This window comes from Robinsoniella peoriensis, assembly GCF_000797495.1.
Lineage (GTDB): Bacteria > Bacillota > Clostridia > Lachnospirales > Lachnospiraceae > Robinsoniella > Robinsoniella peoriensis.
The window spans coordinates 126,624-151,091 of the sequence record NZ_JTGN01000009.1; the positions used below are offsets into that span (position 1 = coordinate 126,624).

18 protein-coding genes are annotated in these 24,468 nt (G+C 41.0%); 7 read left to right on the forward strand and 11 right to left on the reverse strand.

From position 1 onward, the window contains the following. Positions 1-183: 183 nt before the first annotated feature. The 10 genes from QR40_RS18725 to QR40_RS18770 all read right to left on the reverse strand — a co-directional run bounded on the left by QR40_RS18725 (position 184) and on the right by QR40_RS18770 (position 14,900). A complete protein-coding gene (locus QR40_RS18725) occupies positions 184-1,299 on the reverse strand; it encodes a uroporphyrinogen decarboxylase family protein (protein ID WP_044296364.1) in 1,116 nt (371 codons plus the stop codon). After that, positions 1,296-2,321, reverse strand: a complete 1,026-nt coding sequence (locus QR40_RS18730) for a uroporphyrinogen decarboxylase family protein (RefSeq protein WP_044296365.1) — start codon at positions 2,319-2,321, stop codon at positions 1,296-1,298. The genes QR40_RS18725 and QR40_RS18730 overlap by 4 nt, the downstream gene beginning before the upstream one ends. 87 nt (positions 2,322-2,408) lie before the next feature. Beyond that, the gene (locus QR40_RS18735; protein ID WP_044296366.1) at positions 2,409-4,625 is read right to left on the reverse strand and encodes a glycoside hydrolase family protein; all 2,217 of its coding nucleotides are present in this window, start codon (positions 4,623-4,625) and stop codon (positions 2,409-2,411) included. Positions 4,626-4,647: 22 nt separating this feature from the next. Then, positions 4,648-7,137: a glycoside hydrolase family 38 N-terminal domain-containing protein gene (locus tag QR40_RS18740; protein WP_044296367.1), complete on the reverse strand. Its 2,490-nt coding sequence runs from the start codon at positions 7,135-7,137 to the stop codon at positions 4,648-4,650. A gap of 388 nt (positions 7,138-7,525) precedes the next feature. Next, entirely contained in the window at positions 7,526-8,428 is a 903-nt protein-coding gene (locus QR40_RS18745; RefSeq protein ID WP_044296368.1) for an Rpn family recombination-promoting nuclease/putative transposase, read from the reverse strand. Positions 8,429-8,820: 392 nt separating this feature from the next. After that, positions 8,821-11,421: an ABC transporter permease gene (locus QR40_RS18750; protein WP_044296369.1), complete on the reverse strand. Its 2,601-nt coding sequence runs from the start codon at positions 11,419-11,421 to the stop codon at positions 8,821-8,823. Between the two features lie 12 nt (positions 11,422-11,433). Further along, positions 11,434-12,102: an ABC transporter ATP-binding protein gene (locus QR40_RS18755; protein WP_027291890.1), complete on the reverse strand. Its 669-nt coding sequence runs from the start codon at positions 12,100-12,102 to the stop codon at positions 11,434-11,436. 170 nt (positions 12,103-12,272) lie between these two features. Next, positions 12,273-13,304 (reverse strand): sensor histidine kinase, encoded by a 1,032-nt coding sequence (locus QR40_RS18760; RefSeq protein WP_052430940.1) that lies wholly within the window; start codon positions 13,302-13,304, stop codon positions 12,273-12,275. Continuing rightward, complete coding sequence (locus QR40_RS18765) at positions 13,294-13,980, reverse strand: response regulator transcription factor (RefSeq protein ID WP_044296441.1); 687 nt, start codon at positions 13,978-13,980, stop codon at positions 13,294-13,296. Before QR40_RS18765 ends, QR40_RS18760 begins: the two co-directional genes overlap by 11 nt. Before the next feature lie 47 nt (positions 13,981-14,027). Then, a complete protein-coding gene (locus QR40_RS18770; protein WP_044296370.1) occupies positions 14,028-14,900 on the reverse strand; it encodes a glycoside hydrolase family 43 protein in 873 nt (290 codons plus the stop codon). A 175-nt stretch (positions 14,901-15,075) separates the two neighbouring features. Between QR40_RS18770 and QR40_RS18775 the strand changes: the two genes are divergently transcribed. Next, the gene (locus QR40_RS18775) at positions 15,076-15,936 is read left to right on the forward strand and encodes a helix-turn-helix domain-containing protein (protein ID WP_044296371.1); all 861 of its coding nucleotides are present in this window, start codon (positions 15,076-15,078) and stop codon (positions 15,934-15,936) included. A gap of 35 nt (positions 15,937-15,971) precedes the next feature. Continuing rightward, entirely contained in the window at positions 15,972-16,427 is a 456-nt protein-coding gene (locus QR40_RS18780; protein WP_044296372.1) for a VOC family protein, read from the forward strand. A gap of 176 nt (positions 16,428-16,603) precedes the next feature. On the opposite strand, the gene QR40_RS18785 is transcribed toward QR40_RS18780, so the two are convergent. Beyond that, a complete protein-coding gene (locus QR40_RS18785) occupies positions 16,604-18,886 on the reverse strand; it encodes an extracellular solute-binding protein (RefSeq protein ID WP_044296373.1) in 2,283 nt (760 codons plus the stop codon). 184 nt (positions 18,887-19,070) lie between these two features. On the opposite strand from QR40_RS18785, the gene QR40_RS18790 reads away from it, so the two are divergent. Genes QR40_RS18790 through QR40_RS18810 form a run of 5 tightly spaced genes read left to right on the forward strand, consistent with a single transcriptional unit; the run spans position 19,071 to position 24,459 of the window. Next, positions 19,071-19,952 carry an alpha/beta hydrolase gene (locus QR40_RS18790; protein ID WP_160295843.1) on the forward strand — a complete coding sequence of 294 codons (882 nt, stop codon included), beginning with the start codon at positions 19,071-19,073 and terminating at the stop codon, positions 19,950-19,952. Positions 19,953-19,986: 34 nt separating this feature from the next. After that, the gene (locus tag QR40_RS18795) at positions 19,987-21,024 is read left to right on the forward strand and encodes a sugar ABC transporter substrate-binding protein (protein ID WP_027291898.1); all 1,038 of its coding nucleotides are present in this window, start codon (positions 19,987-19,989) and stop codon (positions 21,022-21,024) included. Between the two features lie 27 nt (positions 21,025-21,051). Further along, complete coding sequence (locus QR40_RS18800) at positions 21,052-22,563, forward strand: sugar ABC transporter ATP-binding protein (protein WP_044296374.1); 1,512 nt, start codon at positions 21,052-21,054, stop codon at positions 22,561-22,563. Beyond that, on the forward strand, positions 22,560-23,543 hold the full coding sequence (locus tag QR40_RS18805) for an ABC transporter permease (protein ID WP_044296375.1): 984 nt from the start codon (positions 22,560-22,562) through the stop codon (positions 23,541-23,543). The genes QR40_RS18800 and QR40_RS18805 overlap by 4 nt, the downstream gene beginning before the upstream one ends. After that, the gene (locus QR40_RS18810) at positions 23,518-24,459 is read left to right on the forward strand and encodes an ABC transporter permease (protein WP_044296376.1); all 942 of its coding nucleotides are present in this window, start codon (positions 23,518-23,520) and stop codon (positions 24,457-24,459) included. Before QR40_RS18805 ends, QR40_RS18810 begins: the two co-directional genes overlap by 26 nt. Positions 24,460-24,468: the final 9 nt, after the last annotated feature.

Here is a 24,468-nt window from a genome sequence, read left to right on the forward strand (position 1 = left end):
CCTCTTCCCCTTTCCATTTTATCAGCGGTTTCATTGTTTTACAAAACTCACTGCCGCTCTGTGCATATTCTCACGCATTTCTTCCTTTTTTACAACTTTTAAATCCTGCAATTACATTGTTTTATAGAGAAAATGGACTTTCAAATCTGTACTTTCAAAAATTAACCTTATTCACAATGGCTATCAGCTTCCCTGATCATCACCAGACTGGATATCAGCTTCCCTGATCATCGCCAAAATATTTTCCGGCGGAATTATATCCACCATCGTATTACAGGTAGAGAGAATAAAACCGCCTCCGGGGCTTGCTGCCTCTATGGTTTTTCGGACATCTGCCTGCACTTCTTCCACGGTGCCAAAGCACATGATATAGTCCAGATCAATATTTCCCCACAGACACAGCCTTTCACCATATTTATCCTTAATCCTGCGGATATCCATACCGGCAGAAGGCTGCAGGGACTGAATGCCGTCAAATCCGCATTCCACCAGATCGTCCATAACGCTGTTCAGGTTCCCGTCGCTGTGAAGAAATACCGGAATATTTTTATATGCCTTGATTTCCCGAATCATCTGCTTATAAAACGGATATACATTCTCTTCCATCACGTAGGGAGGCAGAAACACTCCGGTATTAAATGCCATATCGTCCGCAATAAGAATGGCATCCGCCCCCTTATCCAGGAATAATTTTGCTTTTTTTATCTCAAAAGCAATTACTTTTTCCGTTAATATATGGGTTTCCTCCGGATATGTAATGCAATTCACCATATAGTCTTCCATGGGATACATTTCATTCAGCATAGAGATTGGTCCACCCACCTGGGCAAACACAAAGAAATCCGTCTCCTTTGCGTACTTTTCAACCAGTTCCCCGGTTACCCTGGCAATATCCGGCTCCTGATATTCCCCGGCATCCTCGATATCAACCGGAGGCTTCAAAAGACACTTACTCTCCTCTCCGGCCAGGAAAGTCTGTCCATACACACTTTGCAGCACTTTTTTGCCGTCATCCGTCTGACCTATCTCCCATTCCGGCCAGTCCCCCACATTGACCAGATCCATATGCAGTAATTCCCGTACCTTTTTGTCTCTTTCAAAATGCTGGTGATCCGTCGGATAATCCTCTCCCAGAAGTTTATTGGCGATCTGTGGCTGAATATATAATTCCCCTTTTGGGACTCTGTCACTTTCCATATGTCGTATTGCCGCCCAGACACGCTCCTTTTTTGACATCCGCACCGTGTTTTGGTTTGTTATCGGATTTGCTGCCTGATCTGTTACCTGATTATTCATCATCCAACTTCTCCTTCCTTTTTCCCTGCCCATGCCTGAAATACTTCATATACATTTTCCGGTTTTGCTCCCGGACCAAATTCGCACTGGGCAATGCATCCGCCGCGTTTCCACAGAGTCTCCCGCACTTCTTCCACTGCATCCCGGATATCGGCGGGACTTCCTTCAACCAGAAGATGCTGCCGGTCCATTTCACCCCAGAACGTGATTCTTCCCGCCAAAGGTTCCAGATTCTTTACACCCATACAGAAGATCTGGGAATTGACAGCATCCAGCCCCATTTCTGCTAAATCCGGTAAGATATCCAGAATATATCCGTCAGAGTGCATAAAAATTTTTTTATGATGTCTTTTGGCAATTTCAATATAATCCTGATACATAGGTTTGAAGATTTCACGCCAAATCCGGGGATTAATCAGCAGACTGCTCTGGCTTCCCCAGTCATCCATAAAGTTGATCGCATCCACATCTGTCTTAGCCCATTCCTCCAGCAATTCGCAATAAAAACTATGCATTTTTCCCATCCAGTTTTTCATCCTTTGCGGAATGTCCATTAAATCCATGTAGAGAATTTCCGTTGTTCTGATAAACTGCAGCTGTTCAAAGGGCCTTGGGCAGCATCCGCAAGTCACAAAACGATCCGTGCTTCTGCAGAATTGATTCACCTGATCCCGGTCAAAACTCAGCCATTCCCTGGGTATGTGAATCTTATCCGCATCCTCCCAGTCATCATCCTGAACCAGTGCATCCCGCACTTCACCGATAACTCCTTCCTGAATATTGGTAACAATACAGCCCCATGCATCCCGGCTGATTCCATATCTGTAAGGCTCCCCTTCTTCAATCGTTTTCTCCTTAAAATTGCACACTGCTCCAATTATATCATCGGGAAAATCTCTGTGTATCTTATTAACCATCTCCTGGTGATTCCACTCGCTCCATGGCAGTGTCCACATCTGCCGCGGTACTATTCCGGTCTGATTTCTGAATTCCAGTGTTGCATATACCAGTTCTCTTGGTGTCATTATTCTACCTCTCTTCCTATTATAAAATACTTTTTGATATTCTTTTTTGTATATCGGTTCACTGCTTTCTAAATACATCTTGCAGGTTTATTTCTCTATTATTACATTTCGTTCCATGCCGGCACAAATTTCGATTTTCCTCATGTCTTCATAATACAGATGGCCCATAGAAGCAGGATTCCGGCTATGGTCCACCATTAATGTTACTACTGCATTGTAACGGGTAGGATTTGAGATTTGCAGAAGTATTTCTCTCTCGTCTTCTTTTATAATCTGAGCATTGACATGATCCGAGCACTGCAGTACTTTTCGGTCCAGATCCAGATAAATTCCCGGAATCTCTACATAGGTCAGAAGCATTGACACTTCGGGCCAGTTGGAACCATACAGAAATTCTCCTATTGTTTCCTTTCCTTCCCAGTCGCTGGTCTGCACTCTTTCATTGAAATATCCGGCGGGAAGTGCACGCCCTGCCAATGTATCAACGGGTCTTTCCTGCAGGGAAACAAACTGTGCCAATGCATGGCTGATCCGGCTCATCCAATTCAAATATTTTTGATCCCCCGTATAGCGGTAAAGTTTCAGCATTGAATTTCCGGACAGGGTGCAGATTCCGGGTGCGGAATGTTTATTCTGGGCATTTGCAAATATGGTTCCCCTGGTGTGAGCCCTCATTTTTGCCGCGGTGCTTCTCTCCGGTAAGTGGAAATCATAACTCATTACCCAGGTGACCGCCAATTCAAAAGCTTCTCTGGACGCCTGCAGCCATTTTTCTTTTCCCGTCGTCTCATAAAGCTGTACACAGGATTCCAGAAAACCAAATGCAGATTCACTGTCCGGTGCCTGACAGATTTCTCCGGGTCCTCCGTTCATCATCCCTTTTTTCAAATAGTCCTCCCAATAGAGATCCCCCAGTGCTTCGGCTGTTTCCAGATATTCTGGTTTTTGGAAATATTCATAAGCCAAAGCCAGCGCTGCACAAATAATGGCTGCACTTGCTGTATCTCCCTGTAGAAGCGTTTCCTGCTGCATGTTAATAAATTGTCCCAGCTGTCCGTTTTTTTTGAAAAACCGCACGAATGCATCTGCCTGACATGCTATACTGCATTGCATTTCTTCTATCATTTCCCCATGACGCTTCAGATAAAAAGCCTGTTTCAGAAGAAAATATAACAGATCTGCATCTTTTCTCACCAAAAGAACCGGACTGTTTTCATTCAGAAAGTCATCTCCATAGCTCTGCCCATTTGCATACATCGGGATATACCACCCATTATCCCGCTGCAGGTGTTTCGTGATGAACTTCAGGCTGGAAACTGACTGACTGCGTGCCAGCCCCTTGTCTTCCAGAAGGAATGAATAAGTATTCATACCTCCCCCCACCCAGCCTGCCTGCCAGAAAGAAGGCGGAACATCATTCTCTGTCCCCACACGGAAATATCCCTCTTCCGTAAAATTCATCTTGTTATATTTATCTTTGACTGCATCATAAGCTTTTGAAAATGGGATGTCACAGAACTCCTGACCCGTTTCCATTTCTTCCCGCAGTTCATTGAATTTCATAAAATACTGATTTAGATTATCGGCGGGAAACTGATAATACCGAATTTCCATTTCCAATCGTTCCCCTTCCAGCAATATCATTCCCACATCATCCGATGGCGCCTCACAGGTTGGATAAAAACCGGATCCATCGGGGAGCTCTCCAAAAAAGTATTTTTTCTCTTCTCTGACAGCCGGACAGGAAACCCCAAAAACAGCTCTCTCTACATTGTCTGTTACTGTAAATCCGGTATATCTCCCATGCACCATATGATTTGCCAGAATCAGAACACCTTCCTTTCGGTCCTCCTGAAAATATCCCATGGCAGGAGTACTCATATCACCGGACCGTAGCTGGATACTGGAAGTTTCCCCCTTATAATTGAGATGGGGAATGTCTGTAATTACCCGGTCCCATCCCCCCTCAGTCTTTCCTACGTGATAAGGAGGATAGGAAAGCCGCTTGCTTTTCATCCTGTTCCCGTCATAAACAGCTGCCGGCATAAATACATATTCTCGTCCTGTCCAGCCTTCTTTTATAAATTCCAAAGAGATAGAAACCGGATCTTCCAGACGATGTATCATCTCCGTGCGTATAAGAAAACGCTGCTCATTGCCTTCGTCACTTCGGATACACTGAATCCTGCAGGGAAATTGTTCCAGATCTTTCCACTGTTCATTTTCCCCTCTGTCCGGCTCCCAGCGTTCCTCCTTAACCGGTATACTTCCATGAAACTGTTTAAATACGACCTGATATTGCATTTTAATTCCTCCATTTTAAATTTTATTTTTTTATCTTCGGGATAACGGAAGGAATCATCGGACATTCAGCCATACGGCATGTTTCCGGATCCAGTTCCAGCGTTTTTATTTCATAGGGATTCAACCATACCCTTTTTTTTGCTTCGCCCCAGAGACTGACGGTTACCTCTCTTGCCATTCCGGTACTTTCAAATAACCGCATAAGGTATGTATCCCTTCCCCGGATTTTTTTCATTGCCCCCAGAATGCAGCCGGGGTCTGAGATTTCAATCCATTTCTTTTTTACAGATGCCTTTTCTGTTGGAAAAAATGCTACCGCCAACGGTTTTTCCTGGAATATTGCAGCCTCTGATGCCACATTTTCTATGCGCTGCTTAAAGCTTCCTCCCCCAAGGCGGAAACAGAAGTTTCGTTCTCCCTGATCCATGCATGGAATACTCCTGTCCTGGTCCAGCAAAGTCCTCTCTTCAATGGGATGTGCAGAATAAGCTGCGGAATGGATCAGGGAAATCCTCATGGTTCCATCCCGGAAATCTCCCCCATAGCATCCGTTATTAATACAGGTTAATGCACCATCTTTTTCTTTATCAAAAACACCGCACCATCTTTGAAACACTCTTTCTTTCTCACTTGCTTCATATATCTGAACACCATAAGCCGTTTCACAAACATTTTCTCCATTCAGGCAGGTGGGTATTTCCAGTTTTAGCATTTTGCCTTTTTCCATCCATTCCACAGAAATCTCCAGATCCACATCCTTTCCTTTTTGAGGCAATATATAATGTATCACTGCTCTGGAATTATGATATCGAAATAAAGCTTCCACTATGGTTCGAACCTGGCCGTTCTCGATAATCCGCACACTTTCCAACTGGGCATCCACACCGGAGAAAACCGCACCTTCCTCTTTTTCCATCAGCAAAAATCTGCCTTCCTCTTTTGGAAAGCTCTGCACATTCATTGCCCAGGGATCAAATCCGCTGTCCCGCACGGAAAGCCCAAATGCCCCTTTCTTCAGATACTCAATTCCGTCTATTCTCAGGGAATCCATCAATCCTGTTTTTTTGCTGATCACAGCCTCTATATGCTCCCCGGTAAAAGAAATCTCTGTATTTTGTTCCTGCCGCTCCATTTCTGGCTGCTTCTCCATAAACCTGATCGTACAGTCATACCGGTTCATCTGCATGGGTTCCAGTTCAGCGTAAAATGCTACTTTTTTTCTCCAGTCCAGATTCATATTGCACGCTTCTTTTTCTACCTGGCATGGAATCACTGTATCCCTATAACAGATCTTTGGCATTCCAAAGCTGGAATCCCAGTTCTGATTCTGCATCTGGAATTCACAGGTTACGACTCCTTTTACCGGATAGGGATGGGGATTGTAAATTAATATGGGATATTCTCCCTCTTTTGCCGGCAGCTCCCCTTGCGCCAGGGCAAAGAATGCTCTGTTTTTCTGTTTTTCCAGCAGTTCCATGCCATAGTTCATGATCCGTATACCGGACTCTTCCACTGACTTCACCGCTGAGCCGGGTAAAATATCATGGAATTCAGCAGTAAGCAATGCTCTTTCTGCTTCTTTTAGCTCTTCTTCGGGATATTTCATCTTTTTCTGGAACACTGCTGCAGATACCATTTTTTCCGTCATATACAGCAGTCCTTCCAGTTTTCTGTGCGTCTGTTTGATTCTGATCTGGGCAGTATAACATCCTACTGCCCAGGGATTCAGATCACGATCATATTCAGGCAGATTTTTATGTTCATTTTCAATCTGCTCAAAGTATGACTCCGGAATAGAATGTCTCAGTTCACACCGGGGATTTTCCTTTCTTTTATTTAGAATCTGCGCCATATCCACATGGGACGGTCCGCCCCCATGATTTCCGATTCCCCACAGAAGCAATCCTGTTTCCTGTTCCCGGTGGCTCTTCAGAAACTCTGTGATTTTCTTTCCCGCTTCTCCCATCAGTGAATTATAATGTTCACTGGAACGATGTCCTTTTATACTGGAACCATCAAACCCAATCCATAAAAAGTCATCATCCGCAAGCTGGCAGTCCTCCTGGGACGGGCGGCAGAAAATATAGGAATCATACCCTGCCTTGTGCATAATCTGTACCATCCCCCTGGAGTGTCCGAAAGGATCGAAATTCACTGCTGTTTTGGGAAGTACTCCGAATTTCTCATAAAAATATTCTCTTCCCGCTTCCATCTGACGAACAAAAGACTCCCCGGAGGGCATATTGCAGTCCGGCTGTAAAAACCATCCACCCATAATATGCCATTTTCCTCCTTTCACCAGATCCTGAATTGTTTGAAATAAATCCGGTTCATATTCTTCTACCCATTGATACAGTAATGCTTCATTATGATTAAAAATAAAGCCATCATATTCTTGGCAGAATCTGGCTGCTATCCGAAAAGTAGATAATGCCGCTGCTATCCCCTCTTCCCAGTCCCACAGCCAGACAGGATCCAGATGTGCGTTACAAATCATATGTAATTCTTTCATTCTTGTATTTCTCCATTTCTGTTCTATTTATTCCCCCAGACAGCGAATCAGGTAAAAATACCTGCATTGCAATTATTCACTGCCAGACTTAAATACCCTGCAGATTATGACAGAGTATTTGACTCTACTTTATAAAAACTATCCCCGGATCACAACTACAAAATTTAATCTTTCCTTTGATTTTTAACAATTCATCTCTTTGATTTCCATCACTCCTCTTTTTCTCTGCAAAGTCAGATACCCCGCAGGATACTGCGGGGTATCTGACCAACGCGCCTGTTGCCAAACGAACCTAGAAGTATTACCGTGTTTAGGTCACTGCCGCAAATAAAAAAGCTGATGCATGAAACGGCATTTAATGCCTTTTTTGCAACAGCTTTCCACCATGTTACTTGTATTTCTCGTAGTATTTTTCAGCGATATCATAATTCAAGTTAAAACGTTTCTGTAGATTTTCAACAATTCGATCATGAAAGATACCCTCATCCAGATTATATTGTATAAATACTTCGATGCCTGCTTCCCGGCCGGATTCCCATCCTTCCTTCTTCGCCATATAAATCATATGGTTATGATCCCGGATCGCTTTTTCCCTTGATTCGTATTCGTATCTTTTCTGATCGTCGGCGCTTATGTTTTTTAAGATCTGGTACGCTTCGTTTATGTACTCATTTTTCTCTGCCATCTCTTTGAAATCCTCCTCCCGTTTTCCGTTTAGAAATTTCGCCCATTGCAATAGATCATTTTCCGCTTCTTCCCCATTCCCCAGCTTTGGCAGTTCCAGTACATGCATCTCAAGTTTATCGGAATATAAACTACCTCTCTGGTCTTCCCGGAGATGAAAACAGGAATACCATTGATCTGTATCCTTTAAAAATGCAAAGTCAAGTATACTGATCTGGATACATTTCACCAGAACATCATAATTATCGCCACTAACAATCTGGTCTGTGTACATCTTGCAGGCATAAAACAGGGTGCGCTCCTCCCAACAGTGGAAAGGAAGTACCTGCATTTCCAGATCAATCTGGGTATTGTCATGCATTCTTACCCTTACATCAAGAATTCCTAGCTTTTCATTTTCGTTTTCCTTTCGCAGGCTTGTATTCATAAGTACCGTTTCCTGAATATCCTTTGGGTCCAGGTTCAAAAATGCTGCAATTAATCCTTTCCTGGCTTTCTCACTACACATCAGCTCCTTAAAACAAAAATCAACCGTAGGCAGCATGATAAATGGTTCTGTTTTCTCTTTTTCAGTCTGAATATTACTTATTTTGGGCGAATGATTCATAGTAGTCCTCCTCTTACTTTAAGGCAGTATCCTTGCAGCGTAAGAAAAGTCAGATATATTTTAAATAGTAAATATCGGATAACCATTTACGTCAAGCATAGCAACGCCTCATATATTATTATAATGTCAATTGGAATTTGTCTGGCAGAACAGCCAGCGTGTAGAATATTTGAATATCTTTATGATAGCACAATAGTATAAATATTGCAACACATTTTTTTTACAAGTAACATATTAATATAATTTAACAGTTTCAACCAGAGCGCACCGTTTATAAGCAGAATCATGATACCCTTAAGTTAGAGTTTGTTCAGTTAGCGTTCGACAATTCTGACTAATACAAAACTGCAGCACAGATGCTTTCCCATCCATACTGCAGTACCTTCACATATTTATTCTGTTTCTCTCAGCTGCTCAACAATACTTCCTTTATGAAATATTTTCAGCGATATTGTTGGCACAATAATGGCTATCAGCAGAAAGACAACACAGATAATCACTGCCGGAATGATAGTCAGATGGAAGGTCATAAACCAAATATTCGAACTGATCATCCGCACAAGCGTCACTCCTAAAATTCCTGAACTGATGATTCCAAGGATACCTGCACCCAATGCATAGTATATTCCTTCCATCGTCATCATCCGGTTTAACTGCTTTTTCGTCATACCGATACTCTGCATTGCTGCAAATTCATGACGTCTGGTGATAATGCTGGTGATAACCATATTTATAAAGTTTATTATGCCGGCGATTCCCATTACAATTCCTATAATACCACCTATGACGTACACTACCTGCTGGGTTTTCTTTACATCTGCTTTCAGCAGGCTAACGGAATTATAGCTTCCGTTTGGATTTTCATTCTGAATATAATCATCCAGAAATTCCTCCATCTGCATTTCATATTCCGGATCTATATTAAAGGAATAACTCAAAAGTGTAGGATTTTGATAAATTGTTTCAAAGTCGTTCTGAGACATATAGAAATACGGGCTGTCATTTCCTACCTGGACTACACCTGTATTAATTGAGGGAACCTCATATTCTACATCGTTCAGAAGCGCCTGAGCCAAAACCGTAAATGTTTTTGCCTTCTTTCCGTCTACATAAACATCCACCTTCTGGCCAATTTCACAGTTGTATTCTTTGACAGAAACATTGCCACTGCCCCGGACCTCGCTGACTCCTTCAATTATATAGTTTCCTTCTGCCAGCTTCTCCCGCAATACGTTCAGGTCTTTTTCGCCGTTTACAATAGTCATTCTGGATAAAACAGCATCTGACATTCCAAATGCATTACACATTGGACGTTTATCATCTGCAAGTGTAAAAGACTCACCCTCTGCTGTAATTCCATAACTGTACCCGTCACTCTCTTCTGTATCCACGATCTTGAAACCATAATCAAAGCTGACACTTTTATCATCCAGTGTATTTTTAAATAGACGTCCGCCATCTATCACGCCAGGTTGTTCCTCCACTGCCTTTACCATATTTTCATCCAGCGCATCGTCATGGTGAATAAACCCTTTCATATTATTAAACGTGCTGGAACTGGCAATAATAAAGTCGGTTTTACTCAGGGACTTGATCCATTTATCAGTATCAAAGCTTCCGGCTATTACGAACACAGAATTTAATAACACGGTACATAACAGTAAAGAAATCATGATAAATGCAGTTCTGGTCTTATTCCGACCCAAATTTGCCCATGCCATATGTGTAATTCTGGAACCATTTTTTCGTTTGCTGGTTTTTTTCTTGCTTACCGCGCTGTCACCCACATATCTGGACGCTTCCAGGGAAGAGATTCTGGATGCTTTTTTTGCAGGTTTGCGGACACTTAAATAAACTGTTATTACGGCAAAAAGTGCAGCTCCTATAAAAATTATGGGATTTGGTGATACTTCCACGGTAATTCCTTTATTTGTATTCGCAAACATATCCATTACAGAAGGCAGTACACTCTTCCCAAGGAAAAATCCTAATATCAATCCGATCGGTATTCCGATGCAGGAAAGCCACACTGCCTGCCTGTTTACCATCTGCCTGATCTGTTTTTTTGAGGATCCAACCGTACGCAAAAGTCCGTAGTGCCTGATATCCTGAGCTACTGAGATATCAAAAATATTGTAAATCAGTAAATAGCCGCATATGATAAAAAGAACTGCAAAGCCGGCAATACCAATAACCAGTTTCATATTTAACGGAGGATTTGTGACTTGATTCACTGCACTTAGAATATAATCAGGATCTTCTCTGTCCTCAGGTTCTCCTCCTACTGAACGGATAAAGGAAAATAACTGATCCTGAATATTTGCATTACTTTTTAATACAATATCAGAGAAATAAGTGCCTGCCATTTCCAGATCCTGGTGGTAAGTGTAAGGAAATAATGCGTCATTTTCCGTCATAAACGCTTCCGAAACAATCATCATGCTGACCGGCATGCCGCCAGCTTCCCACCAGCCGGACAATACCATATCAAAATGGTGTATTTCTCCCCGGAGTTCAAATTCTACCGGGATCTTTGCCCCGACCTCCGGTGTAATTCCAAGATCCTCCAATGCTCTATCAGTAGTTGCAATTTCATTCGCCGCCCGGGGTGCCTTTCCATGGGTAGGCACACTAAAGGTCATCTCCTGCTCTACTGCATCCATATAGTCCAGCTCAACATTGTGATGGTTTGTATTTGACAGAAAACCGATTGGACGCCTCTCTCCCACCGTTTCCACCATGTCACTTTCTTTCAGCTTCTGAAACTGGTCTGCCGTCATGTAACGCAGGTCTGCATCTGCCTTACTGCCTTTTTGTTTCTGGCTAGTCAGAGTCATTGACTGGGATGCACCGATTCCAATCGTTATGATGGAGGTAAACAACAGTGCGGTGAGCGCAATTGCTGTCACCGCTGCAATATTTCTCATTTTATTTTTGAAAAAACTGCGCTTTGCCAGTTTATCTACGATTTTTTTATTATTATTTTCCAGCATCTGTTTTCCCCCCTAATTGGCAATCCTTCCGTCTTCAATCCTGATAATTCTGTCTGCGAGCTGCGCAATCTCATTATTATGAGTGATCATGACGATTGTCTGATGAAATCTTTCACTTGTCATCTTCAGCAGTCCCAGTACATCTGCACTGGTTTTACTGTCCAGATTCCCAGTGGGTTCATCAGCAAGAATAATAGCCGGCTTTGTAATCAATGCCCTTGCAATTGCCACACGCTGCTGCTGTCCTCCGGATAAATTATTGGGCATATTAGTAAGCTTATCCTCCAGGGTAAGCATCCCAGCCACGTCCTTCAAAAAATGTTTATCAATCGTACCGCCATCCAGTTCCACCGGGAGAACAATATTTTCATAAGCATTTAAAATAGGAACCAGATTATAATTCTGGAACACAAATCCAATATTGCGTCGCCGGAAAATAGTCAGCTGTTCGTCATTCATTTTTGCAATTTCCTTATCCCGGATCTGCACACTTCCCGATGTGGGAATATCCAGGCCTCCCAGCATATTGAGCAATGTGGATTTACCGCTTCCAGAAGTTCCCACAACTGCCACAAATTCTCCCTGCTCTATTGATATATTTACACCATCCAATGCTCTTGTGATATTTGGATCCATCCCATAATATTTTTTCAATTCCCTGGTTTCTAATATAATACTCATATAAATTGTTCCCCTTTCTTTTGATGACTTTATCTTACCATTCAATTATCTCAAACTTATCTCAAAAGCACATTATCTCGAAACTGTGATAATCTGCATACATAAGTAACGCCTGGCGGCACAAGGAGCATAAGGGCAGACATCTGTCCCTATGCTCCTTGGAAATAATCTCAATTAGGAAGGTAAATCATAAATTCTGCCCCTTCCCCGGGCTTGGATCTAACTTCCACATACCCACCCTGTAAAGTTATGATCTCCCTTGTAAGATATAAGCCTATCCCCACTCCTTCCTGTTCATGTACTTCTTTTTCCCGATAAAAACGCTTAAAAACAGATGCCTGGTTCTTTTCCGGAATTCCTTTGCCGGTATCGCGTATTCTGATTCTGGTATAAAACTCCTGCCGCTCTGCAAAAACAGCAATTTTCCCGCCGCACGGTGTATATTTCACCCCGTTATCCAGGATATTCGATATCGCCTCCGCCGTCCATTTTACATCATGACACAGGAAAAGATCTTCGGGACAGTCAACCGATATATCGATCTGCTTCTGTTCTGCTTTTGGAAAAACGCTGTTTAATGACATTCCAAGTGTTTCGTAAACGGAAGCTCTTTTTTTCCGCATCTCAAATATGCCGGTTTCCAGTCTGGACATTTTAATCATTGCCTGTATAAGAAAATCCAGTTTATTTACCTGAACCGTAATGGAATGCAGGAATTCTTTCTGTTTTTCACGTTCTACTTCCCGATCCTGCAAAATTCCGGCATACATTTTTATATTTGCAACGGGTGTCTTTGTCTGGTGGGAAATATCCGATACCAGACTCTGAATTGCCCTCTTTTCTTCCAGACTGTTTTGATTATGCCGCTGTAAAATTTCATATAGCTTCCTCAGTTTAGACTGCAGCTTCGATAAAAGTGTCTCGCTGATCTCATCAAACACAATATTTTCCTTTTCATCCAGCATCTCATCCAGGCAGGTACTCATTGAATCTGTAAAACCTGTTATCTGTCTGCGCATAACTGCAATTACCACTGCGCCAATTCCTAAAAATCCGATTCCAAATCCAAGCAAAAGCACTCGCATAAACGGATTATCCGTCACATTCCAAACCAGAATGCCGAATATTGCAAGCATTAAAATACCTGCTCCATAAAATATTTTGTAAATCCATACTGTCTGCAGCTTAAACTTAGCACCCATGATTCTCACCCGCCCATTGATACCCCATACCATAAATCGTCTTGATATATTTATGGATATCATCTTCAATCTTGGAACGAAGCCGGTTTACATTTACCGCAAGGGCATGTTTATCTACAAAATTGCCTTCACTGTCATACAGATGTTCTAACATTACCTGATGCGTCAGAAGCTGTCCGGGATGTGCCGTTAAAAGTTTCAGCATTTTATATTCCGTTGGTGTCAGTGTCAGCTCCTGATTCTTGATTCTGGTTTCCGGTTTGTCAAAATCAATCTGTAAATAAGAATCCCTGTACTGATTTTTATTTTCTGTTTTTGAACACCGCTTTAAAACCGCCGCAACCCTTCTGCGAAGCAGCTCCATGCTAAACGGCTTTGTAATATAGTCATCTGCTCCAAGGTCAAACCCTCTGACGGCATCACTTTCCATATCGCAGGCAGTTAGGAAAATAACAGCAGTATCCTTTGTCATTTTCAACTCCTGTATAAATTGAAATCCATTGCCGTCCGGAAGGTTTACATCCAGGAAAATCAAGTCAAATGTCTGTTCTGTCAGAATATTCCGCCCTTCCTCCAGGGAAAAGGCGGATACTATTTCATAATTCTCTGCTTCCAGATCAAAGCTCAAGCCTGTATTTAATGCTTCATCATCTTCTATAATCAATATCCTGCTCATATTGCCTCCCTTCGTATTACGTCCTTTCAGATATTTCTCCTGCATCATTATACGTATATTTTCCCATCCTCTTCCTGTATCTTATAAAATACCGGCCGTTCCTTAAGAGTTTCATTCGGGGAATGAAGGGATAACATCAACGCTCCCTCTTTCGTTTTAAAAAGCATCCCGTGCCCGCCGTCTTTCTTAAACAGCAGTTTCGGTTCCTGCTCCCATTTTCCTGAGATATCCCCATTATCGCTTCTGGCTATGGCCTCCGTATACCCTTCTTCTCCAAAGCTCGACCAAAGCATTAATAAGGTGCCGTCCTGACAGCGATGCATAAAGGGTCCATCGGTGCAATAACATTCCACGTCCTTGCCAAGCCTGTCCGTATCCAGCTTCTTTATCCAGGGAGCCTGCGATGCCCTAAATAATACCTTTGGTTCGCTGACGGGTTTTTTCAAATCCTCAGATAATGCAATGGCACACACTTCCCCGTCACCTATTTGTACCCATTCATGGCAGAAAACGATGTAAGGGACCTGGCTGGAATCAATATATAACGTTCCGTCCAGACATTCCCACTCTTTGGGTGTAACCGGAGATTCGCTGTGCACTTGAAATGGTCCCAGCGGATGAGCAGATCTCAGGATCTGGGTACCCCTGCAAACCCCATCTGCCTTAAAGGAAGCAAAAATATAGTAATTTCCCCGATATTTATGGCACTCCGGTGCCCAGTAATTCTGATCTGCCCAAAAGCCCTCCGGTTTATGGAAAACTTCAACCGGTCCTGTCCACTCGTTAAGATCCTTGCTGTAATAACAATCCAGTCCGTCATCACTGCCCCAGCATCTGGGGCCTCTGGTGCCATACATGTAATAGGTATCTCCGTCTAATAAGACAAAAGGATCGCGTATATTAATTTCATTTGTTTTCATATTAATTTTCCTCCATATTTTCATTGCTTTTTATTTTAGCACTTGCAAATACATAATTCCAGAACTTTTTATGTGTAATCTTTAAGTGATCATTCCTGATTGCAGTCCTTCAGACATAAGTGCTACTTGACATTTTCTGCCTTATTTTCCTATAATAGCTTAGGCGGTGATAAGAATGATAGATAAGACAGCAATCAGCAATTATTATGACAACAGACGCATTTTACTAAAAACAGATGATTATTTATATGTGCTCCCAGATACAGCATTGAATCCATACATATCAAATTATACCCTTACTTTTCCCAACGAAAATATAATATCTGATCAATATACGGTTATTCCACATGGAAGTTCAACACTTGTCTTTCATTTTGACGGAAATAAGATGGAAGGAGATTTATTTGGTGCTGCAACAATAACTAATACAGTGGGTAAACAGGCAAAAGACGCCATATTGATCCTGATTATTGAATTTCAGCCCTGGGGGCTTTTTCCATTTATAAAAGAAAATCAGGCAGATCTGGCAGACAAAACATTTTCTCTGGCTTTATTTCAAAAAAGTTTGCAGAATTTTATTTTTGAGATTATTGAAAAGTCAGGGAGTGTTGATTTCCTTTTTTCTGAATTAGACAAACTCTTACTGATGTATATTGCAAAAAATTATGAAAATGAACAGTATCAAGAAAACCAAAGTTTAAAAATGGCCGCAAATCATATCATTCGGGCAGGCGGCTCGATATCTTCAAAAGACATTGCAAAATCCGTTCATTATAGTGAACGGCATTTAAACAGGATTTTCAAACAATACATCGGAACCAGTACAAAATCCTTTGCTCGTTTAGTCCGAGTCAATAAGGCGATTCAGTTACTGCAAAATACAAATGCACCTACAACGATCGCTCATGTGGCAGACCTGATGGAATATTATGACCATTCTCACTTTACCCGGGATTTTAAATTGATTTGCGGTGTTACACCAGCTCAGTATTTAGAAAACATGTCCGATTTTTACAACGAAATATCTAAATTTTAATTATATAATGTAGGCAGCCAAAGGAGGTGAATGAAATGAAATATGGTGGAACGCTGATCGCAGTTCAGAACATGGAAAAATCAAAATATTTTTATGAAACCGTAATGGAACAAAAGGTAACCATGGATTTAGGTGCCCATGTATCATTTGAAGGTGGATTATCCTTACAAAGCAATTATGCAGAATTAGTGGATGCAGACCTGAAGCCCTTAAGTAAAGAAAACAATTTTCAATTGTACTTCGAAACAAATGATCTAGAGAAATGGTACGAAAAAATAAAACTTATTCCGGAAATTGAATTTTTACATGGCATAAGGGAGTACCCGTGGGGACAGAGAGTCATGCGGTTTTACGATTTTGAACAGCATATCGTTGAAGCGGCGGAAAGTATGGAGAGCGCAGCAAAGCGCTGTCTGGCGCAGGGATGGTCTGTTGAACAGACTGCAAAGAAGACTATGCTGCCTGCTGATTATATCAGGCAGTTGTTGTAGGTGAACATTTTTTTCACGGACTCCGTCAGCTGGCCGCTAAAAACACTTTCGGAAGGATAGAAAATGCCAGTTCTGCGGCCAGCCGACAGAGTCCATGTAATTCCTCCACGCCCCATCTTTTCGTACACTACCTGCTGAAACAAAGCGTCTCCTTACTCAGCGAAACCCTCTGTAAACTATATAAACAGCCTGTTCATCTCCCGCTGCATTCTGCTAATCATATCCTGAATCTCATCTTTATCCGGTATACTACCCGATTCTAATTTTTTAAGCATAGGCAGCAAATATTTATATATTTTATCTTCCTCACCTTTCTCACTGATAATCTTCCCATCTGCCGTTATTGGTGTCAGCCTTTTCTTAGATTTTTCAAATCCCCACAATGCTTTTGGAAGCCATGGATATAAAGATACCATATCGTAATTACGATATACGGAAATATTGGGTGACTGACCTCCTAGTATGGTATGTGCGATAGCAATCTCAGATCCCGAAGCCCATTTTATAAATTTAAATGCATGTTCCGCTTTTTTTGAATTATGACTGATTCCCAAACACCACCCCGCCATAACCGAAGTGCCGGGAAGGGTTGTATATCCAAAATCATTTACAATAGAAGAATTAGAACGTTCGACAATATCTGTTGCATAATTATAAAAGGTACATAGCATAGCAGTTTCTCCAGCCATAAAATGCTGAACGGTATCTGATGGCCTGTCACTTAAAAACTCAGGTGTAGAATATTGTACAGCTTCCAACAGGCTGCGCAGTCCCTTTTTTATGGCATGGTTATTTATAATAATATCATTTTGACTGTTATACAAGTCTCCATGATAATCCCATATTCGCGGCATTAATTCACATACCAGCTGCTCCGGATAAGAAATAGACATAGTATGCCCATATGGCACCGGGGAATCCGGATTGTAAGACCTGGTAAAATATTTTGCCAATGTATTAAACTGAAACCATGTTTGTGGAATTTTTAGCGGTACCATGAATCTTTTATCCAAATCCCTGGCAATACTTTCACTCTGGAATAAACTCTTCCTATAAAACAAAAGCTGAGTACATGCCATATAAGGTAGTGCATAATGCCTGTTTTTAAACATACTATAATGATCCATTGTACCTGTGAGATAATGTTCTGTATGAAAATCAGAATCCTGCATCATTTCATCCAGACATAAAAGGCAGCCCTTATCTGCAAAATAGGGAAGCCAGGGCAAATCGAATAAAATAACATCTATGTCATCCCTGCTACTCTCAAAATAATCACAAATATATTCAAAAGCATTTTCAGGAAGAACCTTCTTTATGCGTACATTAATTTTCTCTTTTGCATAAAAATCAATCAGCAGCTTGGATAAACCACTGACAGAACTCTCATCGTCTAATAATAGAACACAGATCTCATCTTCAAATATCAGGCTATTTTCTTCAGCAGATTCATGGTAATCCTTAATATCTTTTAAGAGAAAACTATCCTGAAAACACAATTCTTCTTTCTCAAATACGATCGGAGATTTAATATTTTTCAATAGCAGTTTTCCCGCTTCTTCTCCTATATTGTAGGCAGAACGGGATGTCTTAATAATGGTTTCATCGTGATAAAAAACATCATCTACCGCATCACCCGTGGTGACAATTGATATATGTTTCCGTTCATCTATATGATAGATCTTCATAGCATATTTAATACCTTCAGCCAACCGGTAAGAGGTTGTAAAAATAATATCGGGTATATCATCTGCTCCTTCAAATAACTGGATTCCTGCCCGAAATCCACACTCTCTAATCGCTGTTGTGGAAATCACAATATTTTTCTCATAAGAAATGTCCTTATCTACAAATGCTTCCTGATACCCCTTCAAAGCCATTCTGTTTTCAGCAAATTCATAGGGCCCCAGGATCATAGATATTTTACGGAAACCTTTGTTCAGTACTTCCTTCGTAAGCCGGTAAAATAAATCTTCATGATCCACAGATATAAAATTACAATCTAATTCCTGCGGTTTGTGATCGATTAAAACATAAGGTATTCTGGAACGCTCCAGTTTTTCAAATATAGACAAATTATCAGGCTGGCAGGAATATAGTATTATCCCGGAAACACTCCTTCCTATGAGATTTAGAACTGCTTTCGTCTCTTTTTCCGTATTATTATCCGATAACTCAAGAACAAAGTTTTGATCATACTGGGAGAAATAACCCTTGATGCTACTTATTATCTTTTCTAAATATGGATCGGAAATATTGGGAAAGACAATACCTATATCATTATTTTTCTGCATTCTAAGTTCTCTTCCGGAATTATGGACTACATAATTCAGACTCCTGATTGCTTCATCAATACGGGCTGCCGTCTCTTCCCCCACCTTCTTTTTATTATTGATATAGTTAGAAACTGTAGCGATTGAAACACCTGAGCGCTTAGCTACATCCTTGATATTTGCCATATTGAAGACCTCCTTTCACATATTTAATCTTTCAGATTTTATTGACCTCAGTATACTAAAGCCGATAAACAAAAGCAAGTAAATAAATCAGTTAAACGTTTTACTAACTGGTAGTAAAATAGAATTGAATCAAAAATTTTACTATGCTATACTTAAACTATTAAAAGAAAGGACAGAAATGCTTATGGAATTCAGAAAATATTTTTACAGCTGCGGTGTTAAAAAATCCATGGTTATCAATATTGATGAACAATTCTTAGAACAGAAGCTCCCCATCATTTTACTCTGTCACGGACATTCCAGACATAAGAATGACGGGCTTGATGTTTTGTCAGACCACCTGGTTCAAAGTGGATTTTGTACTGCACGATTTGATTTTAGAGGATGCAGTTCACTGGATCCGGACCGATATGAATTGTACTGTGCAACACAATGGCCGGAAGATCTTTTAAGCGCAGTTTCATATATCTCTACACTTCCCTGCGTAGATAAAAATCGAATCGGAGTTGCCGGAATCAGCATGGGCGCCTCGACTGCAGTATATGTCAGCGGCATCGATACACGAATTAAAAGTACTGTCTCCATGTCTGGTATCGGAAATTGTTATGAATGGATGAAAGGAGTCTGGTCCAGAAATGAGGGGGATTTTCAATATTTTCTAAAAATATTAGAAAAAGATGAAGAAATTACAGCTGCAACTGGAAAATCCCAGTTGATTCATACACTGGAAATGTATCATTCCAGTGAAGAAGAAAAAAAGAATCTCCAACTAGACAGCTTCCTGAATAATGACATCAACGCATTCGTTTCCCTATCATCTCTTCGTAATATGATGAGTTACAGACCAATTGAAAAATGCGGTTCCATTCATCATCCCATCTTCTTTGCACATGGTGAAAAGGATGAACTGGTACCCGCTGAGGAATCCATGCAGATGTATCAAGCGGCTGCATCTTCCATAAAAAAAATAAAAATCTATGAAGGTATTGATCATAATATCCCAATGGACCCCAACCGGCAGATTGTTTTTGAAGACATATCCAAATGGTTTCAAGAAACTTTATAAATAAATATCTATTTAATTAAAAGGAGAATGAATTATGAAAAAAAAATTATTATCTGTTCTAATGTGTGCAACAATGGTTACCGGACTTTTGGCTGGATGTGCTTCTGCCCCAAAGGATACTGCTGAAAAATCTACTGCAGCTGCTTCCAATACTGCCGATACAAAGTCAGCAGAAGCTTCAGGCGAAACAAAAAGTACCACGGCCAATTTAAAAATAGGTGTTGCTTATTGTCAGCTCAGTGCGCCGGCTGTAAAAGTTTTTGCACAGGGAATACAAGAAAAAGCAAAAGAACTTGGAATCGAACTGATTGAACTGGACGGTGGGTGGGACCCCAGTAAGCAAACAGATCAGATTAACTCTCTCGTATCACAGAAAGTAGATGGCATTGTTTTAAATCCCGTAGATGGAACTTCCATCATTCCTGCTGTAAAAGCAGCACATGAAGCCGGAGTCCCTGTTGTCATGGGTGCCATGAATATTGATGAAAGCGGCAGTGAATACATTACTTCATTTGTAGGCGCTGATGATGAAGATGTAGGAAAATCTGCAGGCGAAATGCTGAAAAAAGCCTTGGGCGAAAAAGGCGGCAAAGTTGCTATCGTTGAAGGAAGCGCCGGAACCTCCGCGCAAATCCTGAGAACGAAAGGTTTTGAAGAAGCTGTTGCCGGAAGTAATATTGAAATTGTAACAAAACTGGCCGGTGACTATGACAAGGCAAAAGCCATGACTGTTACAGAAGACATTCTTACTAAATTTCCTGATATTGCCGGTATCTGGGTTCACGATGATACAATGTGCGTAGGTGTGGTACAGGCTATGAAGTCTATGGGTGTAACAGGAAAAGATGTGGCCGTAGTCAGCTATAATGGAAGTAAAGCAGGTGCCGACATGGTTAAATCAGGAGAAATTATTGCTACCTCCGTTCAGCCACTCGTTGAAGAAGGACGTACCTCTCTTGATGTTCTTGTAAAAGCAATAAACGGCGAAAAAGTCGAAAGCTGGTATAAAGATAAAATAGATCTCTTAGACTCTACAAATGTAAATGATTATGACCCGTCTCTTCTCTGGTAAACTGAAACACAAGAAAAGAGGGTATTTATGAAGCAAACTACAGATGACTACATCTTAAATTTAAAACATATTACCAAAACGTTTCCAGGCGTGACGGCCTTAAATGATATCTCCCTGAAAGTTAAAAGAGGGGAAGTTCTTGGGCTTGTGGGGGAAAATGGTGCTGGTAAATCCACGCTTATGAAAGTACTTACCGGAGTAATTGCAAAAGATTCCGGCACCATAGAAATCGATCAGAAGGAAGTGCGGATTTCTTCCCCTCTGGAAGCCCAGCAACTTGGACTTAGTATCATATTTCAGGAATTTAACCTGGTTAACTCCCTCAGTATCGCCGAAAACATTTTTGTAGGAAGGCTGAAGAAAAAAGGAATTCGCGGCATCGATTGGAAGAATATCTACGAAGAAGCCGCCATTCTTCTTAAAAAGGTAGGATTGTCCATTGATCCGAAAGAAAAAGTAGAAAACTTAAGTGTTGCACGCAAACAAATGACTGAAATTGCAAAAGCTTTATCCTTTCAATCTAAAATTATTATTATGGATGAACCTTCCGCAACTTTGACTTCTAAGGAATTAGACAATCTATTTGCGATCATCGATCAGCTAAAGGCATCCGGAATTACTGTAATCTACATTTCACACCGTTTAGATGAGATATTCCGCCTCTGTGACCGTGTAACCATTATGCGTGATGGTGCGGTGATTGATACAAAACCAACTCAGGAACTGACAAAAGAAACAATCATATCAAAAATGGTTGGAAGAAGTATGGATCAGGAATATCCACCACGAGAAGGCACATTCCAATCCGAAATTGTATTAGAGGCAGTAAATCTTACCAGAGACAAAGCATTTCAAAATATTTCCTTTCAGTTACATAAAGGAGAACGCCTTGGCATCGCAGGGCTGGTCGGTTCAGGGCGTACAGAAATCGTCCGATGCATCTTCGGAGCCGACAAGTTAACTTCCGGTAACATTACCTTAAACGGAAATCCAGTACATATAAATTCTCCCAAAAACGCCATAGATATGGGAATTGCCTTTGTTACCGAGGACAGGAAAAATCAGGGACTGATACTCGAAGAGTCCCTGAGTGTCAATACCTGTCTGGCCGCCTTACATAAAGTTACGTCATTAGGATTTGTAGACAAATCTCTTGAAAAGAAAGCTGCACTTTCTTATATTAAAAAACTTCACATCAAGACATCCGGTACGGAAACTTCCGCACTGAGTTTAAGCGGAGGCAATCAGCAGAAAGTCGTTCTGGCAAAATGGCTCTTTACGGATGCGCAGATTATCATACTGGACGAACCTACGAGAGGAATCGATGTAGGTGCAAAGTACGAACTATACCAGCTAATAAACCAATTGGCCGACGAAGGTAAATCCATTATCATAATCTCTTCCGAATTACCAGAAATCATTAATATGAGCGACAGGCTCCTGGTAATCCATGAAGGAAATCTAAAAGGGGAATTATGCGGAGCGGATAAGACCCCTGAAAATATTATGAAAACTGCAATCTTAAGGGAGGAAAAATGAGAGAGAAACTGTTTAAATTTTCAAATTTGATTTTGCTGCTTATTTTCATCCTGATTGCATCCTTCACAGCAGATAATTTTTTAACTGTTCAGAATTTAATTAACGTAATTCGGCAATGCTGCATTCTTGGACTTTTAACCATCGGCATGTCCTTTGTATTAATCTGCGGTCATATGGATCTGTCTATTGGAAGTATCATGACATTTACCGGAATCATTGCCATCTCTTTCAGTTCGAAAATGCCTGCCGTTCCCGCTATACTTTCAGCACTTTTCGTGGGGATCTTATGTGGACTGGTAAACGGTCTGATTGTTGTCCTCACTCATGCAAACTCCGGAGAATCCCTTATGATCACATTTGGAACCCAATTGCTTTTTTCTGCATTAAGTCTGTTATACACACAGGGGTTTTCTCTGGAAGGAAGCAATTCCAGTTTCTATAATGCAATCGGAACCGGAAGTATCGGAAGATACCTGCCCATTCCTGTCATAATCTATTTCCTGTTAGCTATCATCTTGTCCGTAATAGAAAGCCGCACAACGTTTGGACGTAAAATGCATATCACAGGCTTTAGTACCGTATGCAGTCAATTATCCGGTATACAGACGGGACTTGTAAAGTTAATATGTTATGGAATATCAGGGTTAATGGCTTCAGCTGCAGCCATTGTATTAACTTCCCGTACCCTTGGTGCAACACCGACTGCCGGGACCGGTTATGAAATGGATGCCATTGTGGCTGCCGTTTTAGGAGGAGTCAGCCTGTCAGGCGGTGTTGGAAGTATCGGCAAAGCTTTTGTTGGGGTTCTTACTTTGGGCATTCTTGGAAATGCAATGAATTTGTTGGGATTCCAGACTTTTGATCAAAATATCGTAAAAGGTCTTGTCTTGATTCTGGCAATTGCCTTTGAAGTTTGGAACCGCAAGCAAAATATGCAGATCAGGAGGGCAAAAAATGTTAATCATCAAGAAAATCATTAGAGAGCAGAAACCACTAATTGTACTCCTCGCTATTATTATTGTAATGAGTATTGCTTCTTCATTTTTCCTTACCATTGATAACATAACAAATATTTTAATTCAGGCATCCATCTACGGAATTATGGCATGCGGTATGACTTTTGCAATTATCGGTGGGGATTTTGATTTATCCGTCGGTTCTATTATGGCATTATCCGGTTTGATCAGTGTACTTGCAGAACCATATATTGGGCAAATATTCTCCATTATGATGGGTATTCTCTCAGCCTGCCTCCTTGGACTGGTAAATGGATTTTTAATTGCAAAATGCCATATCAGCTCCTTTATTGCAACCATCGGAACCTCCTATATTATAAAGGGAATTGCCCTTAAAATATCTGATGGCAATCCCATCATCAGTAAAAATAGCTGGTATGCAGAAATTGGAAATGGAAAACTATTTGGTATTCCTTTCCTGATTTTACTTCTTATCGCTCTGGTTCTGATAACCTGGTATATTTTAACCTCTACCCGCTTTGGAAGAAATATCTATACTATGGGTGGAAATTCAGAGGTTGCACACAATAGCGGAATAAATATTGCATTTTATAAAATTTCGGTATTTATTTTAAGTGGTTTAGCCGCGGGTATAGCCGGAATTTTGAATTCTTCAAAATTAAACACTGCTTCTGCATTGCAGGGAGACAATGCCGCTCTCTCTGTCATCACCGGGGTAGTTATTGGCGGTACCAGCCTGATTGGAGGGGTTGGCAGTATTGGGAAAAGTATCATTGGAATCTTGATATTCAGTGTTATTACAAATGCACTTGATTTATTAGGTGTCTTTTCTTACTATCAGACAGCCATCAGAGGTATTCTTCTTATATTGATTATTGGCCTAGGAGCCTGGAGCAGAGCAAAAATTAAGAGTGAATAAGTCTACTCC

What these genes read in the sequence shown, in the direction of transcription:
- QR40_RS18725 (WP_044296364.1), bottom strand. Translation starts at nt 1,299, where the DNA reads ATGATGAATAATCAGGTAACAGATCAGGCAGCAAATCCGATAACAAAC.
- QR40_RS18730 (WP_044296365.1), bottom strand. Translation starts at nt 2,321, where the DNA reads ATGACACCAAGAGAACTGGTATATGCAACACTGGAATTCAGAAATCAG.
- QR40_RS18735 (WP_044296366.1), bottom strand. Translation starts at nt 4,625, where the DNA reads ATGCAATATCAGGTCGTATTTAAACAGTTTCATGGAAGTATACCGGTT.
- QR40_RS18740 (WP_044296367.1), bottom strand. Translation starts at nt 7,137, where the DNA reads ATGAAAGAATTACATATGATTTGTAACGCACATCTGGATCCTGTCTGG.
- QR40_RS18745 (WP_044296368.1), bottom strand. Translation starts at nt 8,428, where the DNA reads ATGAATCATTCGCCCAAAATAAGTAATATTCAGACTGAAAAAGAGAAA.
- QR40_RS18750 (WP_044296369.1), bottom strand. Translation starts at nt 11,421, where the DNA reads ATGCTGGAAAATAATAATAAAAAAATCGTAGATAAACTGGCAAAGCGC.
- QR40_RS18755 (WP_027291890.1), bottom strand. Translation starts at nt 12,102, where the DNA reads ATGAGTATTATATTAGAAACCAGGGAATTGAAAAAATATTATGGGATG.
- QR40_RS18760 (WP_052430940.1), bottom strand. Translation starts at nt 13,304, where the DNA reads ATGGGTGCTAAGTTTAAGCTGCAGACAGTATGGATTTACAAAATATTT.
- QR40_RS18765 (WP_044296441.1), bottom strand. Translation starts at nt 13,980, where the DNA reads ATGAGCAGGATATTGATTATAGAAGATGATGAAGCATTAAATACAGGC.
- QR40_RS18770 (WP_044296370.1), bottom strand. Translation starts at nt 14,900, where the DNA reads ATGAAAACAAATGAAATTAATATACGCGATCCTTTTGTCTTATTAGAC.
- QR40_RS18775 (WP_044296371.1), top strand. Translation starts at nt 15,076, where the DNA reads ATGATAGATAAGACAGCAATCAGCAATTATTATGACAACAGACGCATT.
- QR40_RS18780 (WP_044296372.1), top strand. Translation starts at nt 15,972, where the DNA reads ATGAAATATGGTGGAACGCTGATCGCAGTTCAGAACATGGAAAAATCA.
- QR40_RS18785 (WP_044296373.1), bottom strand. Translation starts at nt 18,886, where the DNA reads ATGGCAAATATCAAGGATGTAGCTAAGCGCTCAGGTGTTTCAATCGCT.
- QR40_RS18790 (WP_160295843.1), top strand. Translation starts at nt 19,071, where the DNA reads ATGGAATTCAGAAAATATTTTTACAGCTGCGGTGTTAAAAAATCCATG.
- QR40_RS18795 (WP_027291898.1), top strand. Translation starts at nt 19,987, where the DNA reads ATGAAAAAAAAATTATTATCTGTTCTAATGTGTGCAACAATGGTTACC.
- QR40_RS18800 (WP_044296374.1), top strand. Translation starts at nt 21,052, where the DNA reads ATGAAGCAAACTACAGATGACTACATCTTAAATTTAAAACATATTACC.
- QR40_RS18805 (WP_044296375.1), top strand. Translation starts at nt 22,560, where the DNA reads ATGAGAGAGAAACTGTTTAAATTTTCAAATTTGATTTTGCTGCTTATT.
- QR40_RS18810 (WP_044296376.1), top strand. Translation starts at nt 23,518, where the DNA reads ATGTTAATCATCAAGAAAATCATTAGAGAGCAGAAACCACTAATTGTA.